The following is a 17,863-nucleotide window of genomic DNA, read 5'->3' on the forward strand; positions in this document are numbered from 1 at the left end:
CGGCGGTTCAAACCCTCTATTAGTTGAATGTTTTAGGGAAAATGCTGGTGCTCTTCTGAAGAAGGGCTACGGCAATCTTACCGGCTTCCGCTCTGGTTAGCTTACCCTTCGGATTGAAGTTGTATACCGGCTTGGACTGGCCCGTAACAGTAACTGCACTGCCTTCCATGATCTTCGCCTTGGACACTGCTTCAATAGCCGGGCGTGAGTAGTAATCCATGCTGCCTGAATCCACAAAGGATTTATTTAGAGTGGCTACCAGCTTGGCATCATTCGCTGACATTTTCAGCTTAAGTGCCCGGGCAATCATAACAGCGGCCTGCTCTCTGGTCAGAGCCTGGTCCGGACCAAAGAATCCGTCACTCAGTCCCGTGACAATCCCCGCTCTCGCAGCTGTCTCAATACTCTTGAAGTTCCAGGTCGTCGATACAGCCTCCGGCACGATATCGAAGAAGGTCTGCTTGTTCGTATCAAAATCCAGCGGAATATTAAGGCCGGTAACCAGCAGGGTTGCAAATTCCCCGCGGGTAGTTGTATCATCGGCGCCGAATGCGTCAGAACGCAGGTTGGTCATAATGCCTTTGGAATACAAGCCGTTTAGGATATTACGCGCCCACGGATGGTTTGTTATATCAGTAAAGCCGCGGCGCAGCTTCATAACCGTATAATAGCCGAATTCATCGAAAGGAACCGTGACGGTATGATTCTTGGTGTCCACTTCACCGCCGATGTTCTCCCACTTTCCTGAATCTGTATAACGGAATACAGTAACGGTCGAACCAACCTCATCCACCACGTTCGGACTGAAGCTGAGCTTCAATTCACCGCGCTGGGACGGAACGATTTTGCGTGTCTGGCTGATCTGTGTAAAATTACCCTCGATAGAGTATGGAGCAACTCCGTTTGTTGCAGGCACATAACTGCTGCTTCCCTTGGTGCCAACCTCTCCAAGACCGCCGCTCAGCCAGTAAATATCCGAGACTCTGGAGAAGTTACTGTTTGTCGCCGAAGAAGTGAACCGGAGCACCAGCTCCTGCAGAATAACGAGCTGCTTTTGAACTCCTACAAATCTTTCGTCGAACGGGCTGACGTTAATGATGTTGCCATAATCATTTTTGCGTTCTACAACCCCGTCAGTAGGATCTGCAATCCCGAACAACAGCTTGGTATCAGGATAATACTTCGCCGCACCGGTACTGGTATACCCCTTCATCAGTGTTCCTTTAGGGAAATTCAGCTCAAGCTGTTTATTAAACACGCTGTATTTGGTCGCAACCTTCTCGGCCATGTACTCCGTATCAATCTGAACTGCACTGGCGTAATATACGGTGACCGTATCGTTTAGGGTCGAATCCTCACGTACAATCTGAATTTTTATTGAGGTAGCTTTATCCGGCTTCAGGCCGACAAAATCGTAGGTGAAGCGGTTCGCCAGGTCCGAACGAGGTACAGCCTCGTACTTGTCGATCATAACCTTAGTTGCGCCTTCAGCTTCAATATCAAAACGTACAAAGTTCTTGTTCACTACAATCTGGTCACCCACTGTGGCTACAGGGGCCAAAATGCGGTAAGGCAATACTTCACGTACAATCTCAATTCTCTGTGTTGTTCTGGCTCCGGTCTTATTGATCAGCTCCAGCGTGTAGACATGACTGCCAGGTGCATCAAATTTCAGATCGCGGATCCGCAGCAGGAAATCTTTAGTGGTACCAACATAATCATAAATCAGTGAACCATAGGTGCCTGGTGAAGTATAGTTGTCTACGTTATTTTCTTTGAGCATATCGGTTATACCAACAGAGCTAAAGACCAGGTCAGAGCCCATATAAAGATTAAGAATCGTTGCTCCTCCGCCTTGCAGCACCAGATCATAGTTATCTCTGGTCGTTACATATTTGCCGTCAGTATAAGTGATCTCCGCCGGCAGGGTCAGAATGGCATTGCGTTTGGCATCATTAGAACGTGAATCCGTCTCAAAGACCGGACGGTTTGCGGTCAGGACCGGATGAAACTGCGACAGATTGGATACATTGGTATCAATGATGTAGATACGCAGCTCTTTGGTAATGACACGCTGGTTACCCGAAGAATCCATGGAAATCCCGGTGAACAGCAGGGTGTTTTCACCATATACCAGCGGTCCTGCCTGATCAATCTTTAAAGTGACCTTGAATTTCGGAGCAGTCATGCTGACATCAAACTGCTTGGGACCAGATGTATCGTACGAAGCGCTGTCTTTCCCGTTAATCTGAAATTGGGCGTTCGAGATATTTTCAAAACCAATATATTCGCCTTCTACCGTAATGCTTGTGGTCGTGTTGGAGTTATATTCGATAGTCTGACCATCCTGCAGGTTGCTGACGTAGATATAGTTCTTGGATACATATGAAATATCTACATTGTAGACTGAATTAGAGCTGCCGTATTTAAACTGTACCTTCTGCTGTCCATTAGAGAAGCCTGTGACTCTATAAACCTGCTCAGTACCGTCACTGGCAAGCCCTGTTGCGTTAACTTTTGTAAGCACCAGCCCCTTAGTGCTCAGAGGCAGATACATCCCCGCCAGATCGCCCCTTGGGATTACATTGGTCTTAAGCATAATGTAGAAATTATCTTTTTCCATCTGCTGTCCGTTCAGCGGAAGCTTGGACACATTTGCAATGCTTTTTCCCGTATCATAATCAGGAAGATAGTAGATATTATTAATTACTGTTTCACCAGGAACATAATAATAAGACTTTACAAGTGAAGCAGTAAAATTGCCGAATCTCACTGTAAGTGTAAAATCATTGCTCCCCGTAGCAATCGGAACATCCTCAGAGGTTGAGAATTTCACCAGCTTATATGCCGGTGTAATACCGTCTGGACCAGGGATTGTCATTTCCTGAGTGGTCGTTATTGTTCTAATCTTAACCTCACTCGTGGTACCGGCATTGATAACAAACTCCCCTGTACCTGTAGCTCCCCCGAAAGAGGAAGCATTGTAAGGAAGCAGAATTTCCCCGGACAAGCCGGCGGTAAATTTGTTTTCTACTGATAGTGTTGGTGTATTATCAATCAGCGAATACGGGCTATTGGCATGCATCAGATTTAATGAAGCATAGGGCTGGTCCGTATCAAAAAAGTACACATTACGGTCTATCGTTATTTTATCAGAGGCATTCTGCACAATAATCTGAAGCGAGCTCAATCCAGGCTTCAATGTTAAGGCCGGTGTGAAAAAGGTGCCATCCTCCAGCAATGAGGTCTGAAGGGCTGTACCGCCGTTAAGCGATACCGTAACTTTAGTAGCATTGGCTACTTTTCCCTGCAGTGTAATGGAGGATACCGGTACGACTACCTGTGTACCTTCATTTAAATTAAGCGCAGCCGGTCCGCCCAATACTTGAAGAGAAGTAATATAGGGCACTCTGTCATACAGGACGTAGAAGGACTCTGAACGGGTCAAATTCCCCTGCAGACCTGAAAACGTAATTTTGTTAAAGCCGGAGTAAAGCGTCACTCCGCTGGTTACAAAGCGGTTGCCGGGGCTGTTAGTGTCCGTTGTTACAGTCCCTGTTGTCACCCGGGTGGAATCTGTCACCCATTTACCTGTGCTGTCCTGCGACAGCTGCTCCACAACAACCTTCATTGTGGTGGATGTTACCTGTGAGTAAACACCGGTTATATTAAGCGTCTGATTACTCGTCAAAAAAACTCTATCACGCGTGATAGCATTAGCTGCGGTTCCAAGAGCACTCGGATCCAGCACTACAGTGGATCGCAATGTCTGATCATCCGGAGTAAAATAAGTTGTGACTGCATCGGCCGCGGCCGCCTGAGGCATATATTTGCCTGGGAACATAGAAACGATCAGAGCCGCAAGCAGCACCCAGACAAATGGTCTCTTAAAGCGTTGCATGTGTGTATCTCTCCTTTAAGTTAAAGTTCTCTTCGTGACCTTCACTTTTTTTTATATCGGTTACTTCCGGCTATCTTGTTAGGGAGAAAAGCAAAAACTCATCCTTAAAAAGGATGAGTTTTGTTAATTTAACATTATAAACCTGTATTATTGCGAAATTCTAAGATTTCGAGCTGCGCTGAGGCGCAAGCTTGAGGCGCATTCTCAAGAATAAGTCGATAAGCGGACGTTTGGTTTTGCTGATGACTCCTGTAATTTCCGCGCCGATCTGTAAGAAGAACAGCATGACGCATATGACTACAAAAGTAACCCAGTTCGCTTCATACAGCGATGCAGAGGTCTGAATGACAGCCAGTACACCAAAGAAAGCGGCGATGCCGTAAATGATCAGCACCGTCTGACGGTGGCTGAATCCAAGCTCACGCAGGCAGTGATGCAGATGCCCCTTGTCAGGTGCAAAAATCGGCTTCTTCTGCAGCTTGCGGCGTACGATTGCAAAAAATGTATCGGATAAGGGAACTCCGATAATCAGAAGCGGTGTGATAAAGGATACGACAGCGATCTGCTTGAATCCGAGCAGTGCCAGCAGTGCCAGACAGAACCCGAGAAACAGAGATCCGGTATCCCCCATAAAAATTTTGGCGGGATGAAAGTTAAAGAACAAAAATCCCAAGATACTGCCAAGCAGAAGCAGGCACAGGAGCGCAACCATTGTATTGCCCATCAGAAAGGCCATAACAGCGATAGTTGCAATTGCTATACCAGACACACCGGCAGCGAGCCCGTCCAGGCCGTCGATCAGGTTAACCGCATTGGTGACGCCGACAATCCAGAAAATCGTCAACGGTACGGCAATCCAGCTCTCCAGTGAGGAATACGTATTATTAAATGGAATATTTACGAAATCAACAGTAATGCCAAAACCGAAAACGACGATGCATGCTGCAGCAATCTGGCCCAGCAGCTTCACTTTGGCAGAAAGCTCGAACCGGTCATCAAGACCGCCGATCAGAACAATCAGTCCGCCGCCGCACAGCAGCGCTTTGATAAAATGCGTCTCCCGTGAAGTGAAATCGTACGGAATAATCGGCAACACGGCAAGCAGGCCTAACACAAACGCCAGGAAGATACCTAATCCGCCGAGGCGGGGCATAATTCTTGTATGCACTTTACGGGCATTAGGCACATCCGTGGCACCGATCTTAATAGCGAATTTCTTCACTAGCGGTGTCAAGAGAAGCGCAATTCCCATGCACACAATAAATCCGGCGATGTATACAATTAACATTTGAAAAGTCGACCCCCATTTCTCTACCGCATTGAATTATACGCTGAAAGAAAAACAAATTCCAATTCCGTTTTTGGGCTGTTGTTCGGATATTCCCGGTATATTTGCTCATTTTTCTAGGCTTTTGTCACTTTATCTTTCTCACGCAGCACTTTTACTGCAAATTTCGGCAGCGCAAGCATTCTTTTATAACGTGTAGGCTCTTTTAAAAGACGGTATAACCATTCTGCCCGCAGTTTCTGGAATGCAATCGGCGCCCTTTTGCTTTTGCCGGAGATTACATCAAAGCTGCCGCCCACTCCCATCATCACAGGAATATTCAGCTCGGATTTGAATTTGGCGATCCATGGCTCCTGGCTGTCTGCACCTCTGGCAACAAACAGCAGGTCCGGCCGGGTCTTCACGATATCGGCGACAACAGCCTCATCCGACTCCGGCCCGAAGAACCCGTCGCGGCAGCCGGCAATAACGATACGCGGATATTGAGATTGTAACCTGGAAACAGTCTCCCGAATCACCTCAGGCGTCGAACCCAGCAGGTAAACCCTCCAGCCATAGCTTTCGCCTTGACGCAGCAATTCATGTAAGAGATCAAAACCGGCTACACGTTCAGCCACAGGCTCCTTGCAATAATCTGCGGCCCACACAACACCTGTTCCGTCTGGAACAACCAGTTCTGCGGATTTCATAATCTCCATATAAGAGGGGTTCTCCAGTGCAGCCATAACCATAATGGGATTGGCAGTAATAACCTGATGCGGCTCCCGGTTACGTACTGCATCGGTCAGGTAGCTGACCGTAGCCTGCATATCGACCTTAGAGACGCGTATGCCAAAAATCGGTACAGTAGGTAAAATACTATCTGCTTTCACTTTTAATCATCCTTTACGGCATAAATATTCTACAATCCGGCGGGCCGGCGCCTCCGCTTCATCGACCAGGGCGGCAATAAGCGGTTCCCTCTCCTGCTTCCAGGCTTCCCCTTGCTCAAGCAGCAGCAGCAGCTCTGCAGCAACTTTGCCGCTATCCAGCGCAGCCGTCGACCCAACCGGCTTGCAGCGTATCCGCTCCAGGAAATGATCAATCTTGGGGTCATAAGAGACTCCCATTAGCGGGACGCGCCTGCCCGCGGCATAAATCAGGCTGTGAAGCCGCATGCCGATCAGGGCATCACACGCCGCAACCTCACGCAGCATGTGCTGCGGATGGAGCGCATCCTCACATAGGCTTACGCTCCCTCCCAGTGCAGCTACTTCCTTCTCCAGCTTCTGCATCATATAGCGTGAAGCCTCATTATCCAAGGGATGATGAAACGGCAGAAAGCTCAGATGGAGCGGTGTCTTGGAGCAGGCCTTCAGCAGACCTTCTGCGATGGCATTCAGCTCCTGCCGTGATTCTTCCCAGAAACGGACGGATATACCGACGGTTTTTAGAGAAGGGGCTGCTTCTGCAGCCGGACCTCCTGCGGCGCCCTTTTGCCCGCCTCCATCCGGAAGCTCCAGGCCCATTACAGGATCGGGAACGATTTGCACGTTTTCGCCCAGCCCCATGCTTTGGAGCAGCTGGCGTGACTGGGCATCACGAACGGATACATAGGCACATTTGCGGAATACCGATTTTATCAGCGGGTGGAACAGCTTCCGGTTAACCGGGCCGATGCCCTGGGCATAAATAAAAGTCGGCTTCCCCATCCATTGGGCCAGCTTTATAATCCCCAGGTAGTAGGGGATCGTCTTTGAACTCGTCACATCCTGCAGCAGGCTTCCGCCTCCGCTGATCAGACCGGCACTCTCCGAAATGGCTTGCCGGACTTCGCCCAGTTTCATCCGGTGGACTGCCTTGACCCCGTAGGCGGCAGTTGTCCATTCCGGATCTATCGATAAAACAACAGGCTCAATGGTTATGCCGGCAGCTTGAGACTGCCTGTGCAATGCATTCAGAATGGACTGCAGAACAGCCTCATCTCCGCTATTGCTGAAGCCGTAATATCCGGAAATTATAATTTTTTGAGCAGTGGTGACCATCGTTTCCAACACCCTTCCGCAATCTGCCAGACTCCTACGGCAATCAGGCCGATAATAAGCCCAAGACCCAGACCAAGAATTCCGCGGATTAATGAAATCAGCACCGGAGAATGGATATGGGCAAAGGTATCAACCATCGACAGCTGGCCGATAACCGCGATAATCATGATAAAGGCGGCATTGCGGTATTTGTAGGCCATAAATGCGCCCAAAATGAACAGTGGATGGGCAAGCAGGAATTCCTTGTTACGCGGCCGGACACCGACTGTATTCTCCAGGAAGGTCCGGAAGGTCATTTCAATTGAGCTGACACTGCCGCTGTTGCCGGTGCGGCTTAAATAATACATACCCAATATACCCAAAACTCCAGCCGCAACCACCATAGCTAATGTAATTGGTGTACGAAGCAGCTTACCGGTCTTATTAAAGGCAAACTCCCCGCGGTATAAAAGCACATAGAGCGCAGTCAGCCCTATCGGAGCCAGGTGCAGCAGGCTGACGCCGCGGAACTGGTCAAGAACGAGACTGTAGGTAATATTATTGAGCAATGCAATAACAAAAGGTACGGCACTAAGTGAGATAAGCGCCGTCTTAATATAGAGCACCAGACTATGCGCCAGCCGGCGTCCCGGGCTCATGACAGCATAAGTCAGTTTGTTGCTCCGCAGCGGCGGGCCCTGTTCATTAATCTTGCGGACCGCCAGCACCATGCCAACTGTCGGTGCACTGATGGCAACAGCAAGCGCCAGCGCCTGTTCAAACAGCTCCGGCTTCAGCAGCATCAGGCCCGCACTTCCGATCAGCCCGATAACCCAGGCTGCCAGAGTAAGCCAAGGAACGAAGTAAGACACCAGCAAAGCTACCATGGATACTGCGCCGATAACGGCCCCGAGCTTAAAGTAACGCTGGAAGGAAGAATCCACTACCTTAAATGCTTCAGCCTGTCCCAATGTAAAACCGTTATCTTCAATCTTCTTAACCGCCCCGTCCGGGCCGCTAAGGCTCGTTACCAGATTGTCCAGCGTATCGGTAATCTGTGCTTTAGTAGTATCCCTTGAAGGAATGGTATTAAGATACAGCATCCGGATGTTCCGGTCTTTTGTCGCCAGAGCGAACCGGTCTGAGATAACCTCCGGCGAAAGTCCTGAGTCGCCTTCACTCAGCGAATACAGGCGCGCAACGTTGTAATCAAGCAGGTAAGCCAGCTTGCTGAAGCCCTTTTGCTGGGCTTTAATATTCTCAATAGCAGCAATACCCATCCCGCGTTCCTTGAGGAGCTCTGCAAAAGCGGTCAGGCTGCCTGTGTCAGCATCATCCGAGAAGCCTTTAACGGACTCTCCTTCAAAGAGGATACGCTTTACGCCAAGCTCCTGGTAACGGTCAAGCAGGCCCGTAACGGCTTCCTGGTTGTACACGAGAGAGTCCAACAGACGGGGCACAATGCTGAAGCCCTTCTCATGCAGCAGCTCCAGATTGAACGGGTCCGGCTGAAGCGGCTTAAGAGTTGCATTTTCCAGCGGAGTCTTAATAATCAGGCCCTGCTGCCCGCGGAAGCTCCAGCTTTCAGTGGCGATATCCAAGGCGTTAAATGCCTCCTGAATCAGCGGCGCGAGCACCGAACTATTCTCCGCGCTCGTAAAGAGGACGTATGTATAGTTCTCATTCTCCGGAATCACCGTATCTGTAAGATTGGCAATATCCGTTGCCCCCCAGATCATCAGGCGGCGGGCTTTGCGGTAGTCCTCCAGATTGCTCTCGTAGATAGCCATGCTCTGTACACCGGCTTCCTTCAGCCGGTCAAGCTGCTCCGAAATATAATCCTTAGGATTAACACGGTAGCTGGCCACCTCAACGAGATCACGGTAATCAAATACAAATTCAACCGTCTTGGATGACTTCTCAGTCTGCAGACGGTCATAGACAACCGGGAGAGCGGACAGTACACCTACCACCACGAGTATCCATAACCATTTGCGCGAAGCTATATTCCAATGTTGCCATTTCTGCTGCACCAAAAGTACCTCCTCTTTCACTTCAAAGCCTTCATACCGCAAAATTGCTTTAACTCAAGCAGAAACGGATGGCTGTCCCGTCAGGAGCAGTATCCGTTTCTGTGAGAAAGCTTGATATCAGGCAAAAATAGTATTACCCGTCGACACGGGCCATAACCTGCTCTGTAAGCGCGGCTACCTTGTCTTTCGCATTCTGCAGCGATTCTCCGCGAACCGCAAAGTATACTTTAATTTTCGGCTCTGTACCGGATGGACGCAGGCAGAACCAGGAACCGTCGGACAGAAGATACTTCAGCACGTTTTCCTTCGGCAGTCCGCTGAGTCCAAGCGAATAATCGAGTACTTCAGTAACTGCTGCACCGGCAATTTCCTGCGGCGGGTTATTACGCCAGTCACTCATGATTCCCTGGATCTGCGCTACACCGTCCTTACCCTTAAGCGTACGTGATTCCAGGCTCTCCAGGAAGTAGCCGAACTGCTCATACAGCTCCTGAAGCACATCATACAGTGTCTTGCCCTGGGCCTTGTAATACGCGCCCGCTTCGGCAATCAGCATGGAGGCGAGCACGGCGTCTTTATCACGGGCATAGTTGCCTGCGAGATATCCGTAGCTTTCCTCGTATCCGAACAGGTAGGTATACTCACCGGACTGCTCGAACTGGGTCATTTTTTCACCGATATATTTAAATCCGGTCAGTGTATTGAACACAGTAGCGCCATAATGCGAGGCCACAGCTGCTCCCATCTCACTGGTAACAATCGTTTTGACAACTGCGCCGTTACTTGGCAGCTTGCCCTGCTCCTGCAGGCGGCTCAGGTAGTAATGAATCATCAGTGCACCTGACTGGTTGCCGGACAGGACAACGAATTTGCCTTCATTATCACGGACAACGGCTCCCATACGGTCTGCATCCGGGTCAGTACCAATCAGCAGGTCGGCACCCAGCTCCTCACCCAGTTTAATTGCCAGCGTGAACGCTTCACGTTCTTCGGGATTCGGGGATTTTACGGTAGAGAACTCGGAATCAGGCTGCTCCTGCTCCGGTACCACATGTACTTCAGTGAAGCCGATCTTGTTCAAGACACTGCGGACCGGCAGATTGCCTGTCCCGTGCAGCGGAGTATAGACAATCCGGAAGTCCTTACCGATCGCAGATGTAATTTCCTCGCGGGCAACGCTGACAGCTGCAACTGTATCCGTAAAGGCCTCATCCTCTTGCTCTCCCAGCCAGTGCAGCAAGCCCTGGCTCTCGGCTTCTTCACGGGAAAGACGTTTGACACCATTGAAGGAATCAACCTCCAATATGTATGAAATCACTTTCTCCGCCTCATCCGGTACAAGCTGTCCGCCTTCGGCATTGTACACCTTGTAGCCGTTATACTCGGGAGGGTTATGGCTTGCCGTAATAACTACGCCTCCTGAAGCTTTCAAATGGCGTACGCTGAAGCTCAGCTGCGGCGTAGAGCGCAGGGAAGAGAATAGATGTGCTTCGATTCCGTTGCCGGCCAGAACAAGCGCTGCTTCCAGCGTGAACTCCGGGGAAAACCGGCGTGAATCATGGGCGATTACAACCGAAGGCCTGCCCTCACCCTTATGCTGCTCAAGAATATAGTTAGCAAAGCCCTGGGTAGCTCTGCCCACAGTGTAACGGTTCATCCGGTTGCTGCCGGCGCCGATTACTCCGCGCAGACCGCCTGTACCGAATTCAAGGTCTCTGTAAAAGCGTTCCTCCAGCTCCTGCGGGTCATCTGCCAAAAGATTCAGCTCTTGCTTGGTGTTCTCATCAACAGAAGGGTCCTGCAGCCAGCGTCGGAGTGTTTCTGCGGCTTTCGGGCTTAATTGAGTCATAATGAATCTCTCCTTCTCCATCTTTAATTTAGGGTAATATAACTGGTGCTAGCTAAGTGCAAACATAATTTCGCCGGAAGCCACAACCTTACCGTCTACCTTAGCGGTAGCCTGGCCTTTTCCGATGCTGCCTTTGAGTCTGGTGATTTCTACCTCAAGGGTAAGCGTATCGCCCGGCACAACCTGACCGCGGAAACGGAAGCCGTCCAGCCCTGCCAGAAAACCGATCTTTCCCCGGTTTGCTTCAACCCCGAGAATGGCTACAGCACCAACCTGGGCCAATGCCTCTGTGATCAGTACACCCGGCATAACCGGAAATCCGGGAAAATGCCCCGCAAAAAACGGCTCATTCACGGTTACATTCTTGATGCCTACAGCCCGTTTGCCCATTTCGATTTCGATAATTTTGTCCACCAGCAGAAATGGGGGCCGGTGGGGTATTATTTCCTGGATTTCATTGATATTCAGCATTTAGGCAATACTCCTTTCGGATTAAACCGCATTGTCCGGCAATCTTCTCAGCAGGCTGCAGCTTTATTCTTTGCTGAAGCCTGCATAAAGTTGGACTGCTCCGGTAAAAACTATAATTATCCTTCACCACCTGCAGCAGTGGAGGTTAAGATAAGGGGCTTTCTCCGCCGCACGCGGCAGCACGGCGGAGAGGGCCCTTTTTGCTCGTGTCCGGAAGCCTTTGTCCGGGAGCTTTGATAAAGTTAAGGCTTAGCCTCTATAACGAGGTTCCGTTTGTCCGGCAATCCCCACTCATTATACATTTTCCAGTATAAAAAAGAAAACTCCCCTGTACAACAAGGGAGTTCCAAAAAACACATATATTAAGGTGCAAAGACGAGGTCATAGACATGCTTCCATGTACTCCACTGGAGCACATCGCTGAATTCCCTTTTGCCGATAACGACATATCCTGCAACTAATCCGCCGGCGAGCGCCGCGATCAGCAGGAGAGGAATCAGAAACCACTGGGTAACCGTCCATTTGGATATGCCCCTCCGTTTGACCGGCTTCTGCTTCTGCTTGTCCTCTTCCGGCTTTGGCTTGTTCTGAGCACTCATTCCTTCACCTACCCGCGCATATTATTGGCCAGCCCAAGCATCTGGTCACTGGAGGAAAGCGCACGGGCAGCCAGCTGGTATGTGCGCTGAAGCTGCATAAGCTCCGTCATTTCCTTGCTTAAATCCACATTGGACTGCTCCAGATATCCGGAACGCACGCCAAAAGCCGTCTCTTCACCAGCCTCACGCTGAACAAAAGCCTGCTCTTCCGTCACGCCCTCAGGCAGCACATAAAAGTTACCGTCTACAGCCTGTAAAGCCGTCTTGCTTAGCGGCTCCACAATCATAATGGTGCCCGCAAGCTGTACGGGTTCATTCTCGCCGGTTTTGGTTAGCACCCGGCCTTTCTCATCAATCGCCGCACTTACGTTTGCCGGCACCCTGAGCGGATTACCTTCTGTGTTCAGCACCGGATTATCCTTATTATCAACCAGTATCATCTGCTGTGCATCAGCCGGATCAGGCATGAAATGGAAATCACCCTGGCGTGTATAGGCAGTACTGCCGTTGACCTGTACCCCGAACAGCCCGTTGCCTTGCAGCGCCAGATCTGTCGGATTCCCGGTTTCCTGAAGCGGTCCCTCTTCCCAGTTGCTGGTTACCGAAGCTACACGGACCCCGAACCCCATGTTGAAGCCGAGCGGCATACTGCGGCCGGGCTGATCATAATCCTTGGACTGCTGCTGGACACGGGTCAGCACATCCTCAAAGGACCCTTCCTTGCTTTTGTAGCCGTTCGTATTCATGTTCGCAATATTATCAGCAATGATATCCAGACGCTGCTGCAGACTGGACATAGAGACGGCAGCACCGATCGTCGAATTGTTCAAAGGTTATTCCCTCCTAAAAAGCTTGTGTGCCTTGTTCCGGCTTAAATCCTGCCTATTTCGTTGACCGCCTTCTGCAGACTGCTGTCATAAAATTGGATAACCTTCTGATTGGCCTCGTAAGCCCGGTAAGCAGCATTCATATCGACTGTCACCTGGGTAGCATCCACATTAGAGCCTTCAATATATCCCTGACGCAGCTGCAGATTGTCGCCCGCATCCGCATAGCGGATCTGCGCTGCATTGGCATCATCTGCGTGAAACACACCGTTACCGTCACGGATGAGCTCCTGCGGTCTGGAAACGATGCTGATGCCCAGCTTCGTTCCGGAAGGGAGCCCTGTAGCCGGGTCCAGCAGGTTGCCCAGCCCGTCCACAGCAAGATCATCTGTCGGTTCTTCCAGCACAAGCGGGTTGCCTGCAGCATCAAGCACTCTAAATCCTCCGGAGCTGAGCACTTCGCCCGTTGCATTTACAGTAAAGCTTCCGTTTCTTGTATATAAATTGTTACCTTCATTATCCTGCACAGTAAAAAAAGCCTGCGGCTGGTAAGTAACCTCGCCGTCTTCACTTACATATTTGCCCGAACCGTCAAACAGGATATTCTCCCCGGTTGCCGGATCTCCAACCTGCAGATCACCTGACAGCGCAAAATCAAAGGTTTTGCCGCTTTCAATCAGATCACCCTGCAAATATTGGGAAACAGCCTGTTCAGCAAAAACCCCCGTATTGAGGCGGCCGACCTGCTTCGTTATGCCGCCGCTCATTGCCGAAATCAACACATCGGGAAAGGCATGGGTCACAGTGTTGACCTGCTTGTACCCCGTAGTATTTAAGTTGGCAATGTTCTGCGTCGCCGTATCATGTCTGCGCTGCTGCGTAACCATGCCGGCAGCGGCCGTATATAATCCTCTAATCATGAGGGCAATTCCCCTTCCTGAATCTGCTGTTATCCCTTATATCGGCATGCTAGAATTTTTTCTTAACGGCTTTGTCCAAATTATCCAGCAGTATTCCGGTTCCCTTAACCACACAGTGCATCGGGTCCTCGGCTACCCACACCGGAACATGCAGCTCTTCGGAGAGCAGCTCGTCCAGCCCGTTAAGGAGTGCACCGCCGCCGGTGAGAACAACGCCACGGTCAATAACATCTGCCGAGAGCTCCGGCGGTGTACGCTCCAGTACAGACTTGGCCGCCGCCACAATCATCGAAACCGGGTCCCACAGCGCTTCCTTTACCTCTCCGGACGAAATGGTTAACGTCTGGGGCAGTCCGCTGACCATATCCCGGCCTCTGATGTCCATCTCGGCTTTCATGCCGCCCGGACGGACCGAACCGATAGTAACCTTAATATCCTCGGCAGTACGCTCACCAATGAGCAGCTTGTACTTCTGTTTGATATATTTTAAAATGGCCTCGTCGAACTTGTCTCCGGCAACTTTAATAGAGGAGGCGGTAACGATGTCGTTCATAGACAGGACTGCTACATCCGTCGTTCCGCCGCCAATGTCGACGACCATATTTCCGCTTGGCTGATAAATATCCATGCCCGCCCCGATCGCTGCGGCTTTGGGCTCTTCCTCCAGATATACATCCTTTGCTCCGCTCCGCTCGGCAGCTTCCCGGATTGACTTCTGTTCAACAGAGGTAATATTAGTGGGGGCACAGATCAATATGCGGGGCTTGGAGTACCAGGTACGCCCGCCCACACGGTCAATGAAATATTTCAGCATCATTTCCGTAATGGCAAAATCGGCAATGACACCGTCTCTGAGCGGCCGGATTGTTGTAATATTGCCGGGAGTACGCCCGACCATCCGGCGTGCCTGCTCGCCTACCGCAAGGACCCGTTTCGTATCACTTTCAAGTGTGACCACGGAGGGTTCATCCAGAACGACTCCCCTCCCTTTTACATGAATGAGCACATTGGCAGTGCCGAGATCGATTCCGATATCCTTGCTAAGCATAATGAAAGAGCCCCCAAAGTGTTATTTTAAATGAGATATGGTCCGTTGTAGAACGTGAACTTAATAATGCAAAAAGTCATCATTATTAAGTTCATCTTGTGTAGTACCAAATTTAAAAATACCATACTTTAGGGGAAGTATACAATGCGGTAAAGCTGAATTATTGCTTAAAACCCTGAAAAGTTTATGGCTTTGAGGCTACGGCAACCTCACGTTTTTTGCCCGTCGTTTTTTTGTACTTGATCTTGGTAGCTTCTCCCCCCCGCAGATGCCGGATCGACTTATGATATTCGAGAATGTGCTTTACCTGATCCGCTAAATCCGGATTGATTTCCGGCAAGCGTTCGGTTAAATCCTTATGCACCGTGCTCTTTGAAACGCCAAATTCCTTGGCTATAGTCCGGACTGTATGCCTAGTTTCCACGATGCAGCGTCCGATTTTGATCGTCCGTTCCTTGATGTAATCGTGCACGCTCCCGCCTCCCAACTGTGGATAGTTTGGTACATTATATGAGGGGCGGGCCTATATATTCGCGCTTTCAGGGCGTGACAAGCCTGTGAGTGCCCATTTTATTTCCGGGACAGGCATTTGGGCTCCAGATTTGTAAAAACAGGACTAAAGTTGCGCTTGTGAAAATAAGCATTAAAAGTTGCAGCTCAGTAAACCTTAGGGAAAATAAATATTTTTCCGTAAAAAGAAGCAGGGAGCGCATGCCCCCTGCTTCTTTTTATATCTTTTAACGCTGGGCCAGCAGATCGGAAGGATTTACAACCTTGCCATCCTCATACACTTCAAAGTGTACATGATTGCCGAGATCCTTCTCGATTTCACTGCGTCCCGCTGTTGCCAGCGTGTCGCCCTGCTTCACTTCATCGCCCTGCTTTACTTTGACCTCGCCAAGGCTCTGGTAGACGGTCTTCAGATTGCCCGGATGGGTAATCTCGACCACTTTGCCAAATACGGCAACCTCTTCGACCCGGGTCACTTCACCGCTGAGTGCAGCCTTGACGTCAAAGGTCTGATTGTCCTCACGGGCAATATCAATACCGATATTCGGCACAAAGGTATCATTGTACTGCACCATGGCGGCCACATGATTCTCTTCGGTACCATTCTCATCATAGAACGGCTTAACAACCTGTACTTCGCTTGGACTGGCTACCGGCCAGGCCAGGCTTTCTGCCGATGCGACAACCTCGAGCGCTTCCGGATCAGCCGGGGTGCCGGTTTCATTGCCGGAACCGCTGACATTCTGGGAAACTACAGCGGCGGTGTCAGGATTCAGCGGCTTCTGGCCGGCATCCTGATAGAACCACACCAAGGTTAGGATAAGAGCCGCTGCCGCCGTGTAGACTGCCGGGAATACCCATCGTCTGGATAAAACTCTGTTCCATGAAGAAGGCTTAGCGCCTGAATCTCCCTGCTTGTTTTTGAGAGATTCATCATGGGTTTGCTTGTTTTTGTCTTGTTCATTCATAGTTTATCACCTCAGTAACCAGTGTTACCGGGCGGTTCGCTTTTATACGTATCTTTCAAGTTATTTTTTCAGAAGAGTTGAGACTTTGCTGAACTGGACTCCGCTGTAGTAGTGTTTGAGAATCCCGGTGGCGGTGCCGCCTTCCTTCGCCATCCCGTTTGCCCCCCACTGGCTCATGCCCACCCCGTGTCCGTTGCCGTAGGTCGTAATCAGCACTTCATCCCCCTGCCGCTTCCAGGTGAACTGGCTGGAGCGCAGCCCCAGCTTCTCGCGCACCTCCCGGCCGGTGAAAACCGTTCCGCCGATTGAGATTTCCTTGACACGGTGGCCGTCAGTCAGTGACAGCACTACCGCCGGCAGGGCTGAGGAAGTCGAAGATACAGGCGTCGCTTTGCCGGAAGCAGCAGGCAAGGCTGCGGAAGCGTGCAGCGCTGTGTTGTCCAGCCCCAGCCTGCTGAGCAGATCCTGGATGCTGAAGCTGACCGTAACTGCGAGATTGGGTGTAATCTCAAGCTCCCACGGGCTTGCGACGCTGCGCAGATAAGGAACGGCTACACTCCAGTAATCCTCCGAATTTTCGGTATAGCCTCCGCTGGAGGCGAAGAAGGACGCCGTAATCGGCTGTCCCTTATAGGTCATGATCACTCCGCGCGTCTCAAGGACCGCGCGGCGCAGCTTGGCCAGCTCGGCGCTCCTGCCGCCGAGCGCCCAGTCCCGTTCCAGCACCGCCTGCGAGACGTAAGCCTGATGGCTTACCGTATCGCTAACATCGGCCTCAGGAACGGGCACCCCGCTGTGGTCGCCGGCCAGCAGACGGCGGACGATAAAGGTCCGGGCGGCCACAGCCTGCGCTTTGAGCGCTTCGAGCTCAAAGTCCGCCGGCATCTCGGCCGCCAGCACGCCGCTGACGTAGTCCTCCAGCGGCAGGGTCTCTATTTGTCCGCTCCGCGACAAATAGACGGTCACTTCCGGCTGCGGCGCCTCCGCAGCAGCCGCTGCCGGCGGCGCCGGCGAGGCCGTGGCCTGCGGCACGGCCTCCTGGGCTGGCTCATGTCCCCCGCGCAGCGGGACAAGAGCCAGCGGCAGCAGCAGCCCCGCGAGCAGCGGGGCTGCCAGCCAGGCGGCGGGGGCGAGCCGCCTGATCCGGGGAGCGCGCGGCTGCGCGGCGCGGCGGAACTTCATTCTGCGTTTCAGGTAGCGGAACTCTCTCATCTCTTCTATGGCTCCTTCCGTAGGCACTGGTGATTCTTATAGATATGAATCTCCGGATGCTGCTAGAACGCTAGAGCTGATAATTCTGAGAGTAAGAGAATCCTAAATACCCCGTATAGCGTTTTTTTGAAATTGAGGCTGAATCAGGTGCTTTGCAGGGACACCGTAATCATACAAATTCGTATTTTATAAAAAAAGAAGACTGCCCGCACAAAGCGGAGCAGTCTTCTTTGA

General features: G+C 51.0%; 14 protein-coding genes. All 14 read right to left on the reverse strand.

Annotated features, from left to right (window positions below; translation table 11 throughout):
* Positions 1-19: 19 nt before the first annotated feature.
* Positions 20-3,901, reverse strand: coding sequence for an S-layer homology domain-containing protein (locus tag R70331_RS28200; protein WP_042181293.1), 3,882 nt, complete (start codon positions 3,899-3,901; stop codon positions 20-22).
* Positions 3,902-4,061: 160 nt separating this feature from the next.
* Positions 4,062-5,189 (reverse strand): glycosyltransferase family 4 protein, encoded by a 1,128-nt coding sequence (locus R70331_RS28205; protein ID WP_042181295.1) that lies wholly within the window; start codon positions 5,187-5,189, stop codon positions 4,062-4,064.
* Between the two features lie 116 nt (positions 5,190-5,305).
* Complete coding sequence (locus R70331_RS28210; protein WP_042181297.1) at positions 5,306-6,061, reverse strand: WecB/TagA/CpsF family glycosyltransferase; 756 nt, start codon at positions 6,059-6,061, stop codon at positions 5,306-5,308.
* A 6-nt stretch (positions 6,062-6,067) separates the two neighbouring features.
* Positions 6,068-7,213: a polysaccharide pyruvyl transferase CsaB gene (gene csaB, locus R70331_RS28215; protein WP_042181298.1), complete on the reverse strand. Its 1,146-nt coding sequence runs from the start codon at positions 7,211-7,213 to the stop codon at positions 6,068-6,070.
* Positions 7,186-9,225 (reverse strand): DUF5693 family protein, encoded by a 2,040-nt coding sequence (locus R70331_RS28220; RefSeq protein WP_042181300.1) that lies wholly within the window; start codon positions 9,223-9,225, stop codon positions 7,186-7,188. Before R70331_RS28220 ends, csaB begins: the two co-directional genes overlap by 28 nt.
* A gap of 133 nt (positions 9,226-9,358) precedes the next feature.
* A complete protein-coding gene (locus tag R70331_RS28225; protein WP_042181302.1) occupies positions 9,359-11,074 on the reverse strand; it encodes a phospho-sugar mutase in 1,716 nt (571 codons plus the stop codon).
* Positions 11,075-11,122: 48 nt separating this feature from the next.
* Positions 11,123-11,545, reverse strand: a complete 423-nt coding sequence (gene fabZ, locus R70331_RS28230; protein WP_042181304.1) for a 3-hydroxyacyl-ACP dehydratase FabZ — start codon at positions 11,543-11,545, stop codon at positions 11,123-11,125.
* Positions 11,546-11,907: 362 nt separating this feature from the next.
* The gene (locus R70331_RS28235; protein WP_042181306.1) at positions 11,908-12,144 is read right to left on the reverse strand and encodes a DNA-directed RNA polymerase subunit beta; all 237 of its coding nucleotides are present in this window, start codon (positions 12,142-12,144) and stop codon (positions 11,908-11,910) included.
* A gap of 8 nt (positions 12,145-12,152) precedes the next feature.
* Entirely contained in the window at positions 12,153-12,974 is an 822-nt protein-coding gene (locus R70331_RS28240) for a flagellar hook-basal body protein (protein ID WP_042181308.1), read from the reverse strand.
* Between the two features lie 41 nt (positions 12,975-13,015).
* Entirely contained in the window at positions 13,016-13,891 is an 876-nt protein-coding gene (locus tag R70331_RS28245; RefSeq protein WP_042181310.1) for a flagellar hook-basal body protein, read from the reverse strand.
* A gap of 49 nt (positions 13,892-13,940) precedes the next feature.
* Complete coding sequence (locus R70331_RS28250) at positions 13,941-14,939, reverse strand: rod shape-determining protein (RefSeq protein WP_042181312.1); 999 nt, start codon at positions 14,937-14,939, stop codon at positions 13,941-13,943.
* Positions 14,940-15,123: 184 nt separating this feature from the next.
* Positions 15,124-15,411 (reverse strand): sporulation transcriptional regulator SpoIIID, encoded by a 288-nt coding sequence (gene spoIIID, locus R70331_RS28255; protein ID WP_019915029.1) that lies wholly within the window; start codon positions 15,409-15,411, stop codon positions 15,124-15,126.
* A 265-nt stretch (positions 15,412-15,676) separates the two neighbouring features.
* Positions 15,677-16,417, reverse strand: coding sequence for a stage II sporulation protein SpoIIQ (locus R70331_RS28260; protein WP_042181314.1), 741 nt, complete (start codon positions 16,415-16,417; stop codon positions 15,677-15,679).
* Positions 16,418-16,477: 60 nt separating this feature from the next.
* The gene (gene spoIID, locus R70331_RS28265) at positions 16,478-17,629 is read right to left on the reverse strand and encodes a stage II sporulation protein D (RefSeq protein ID WP_052419251.1); all 1,152 of its coding nucleotides are present in this window, start codon (positions 17,627-17,629) and stop codon (positions 16,478-16,480) included.
* Between the last annotated feature and the right edge of the window lie 234 nt (positions 17,630-17,863).

The organism is Paenibacillus sp. FSL R7-0331 (genome assembly GCF_000758645.1).
Taxonomy (GTDB): Bacteria; Bacillota; Bacilli; order Paenibacillales; family Paenibacillaceae; genus Paenibacillus_AQ; species Paenibacillus_AQ camerounensis.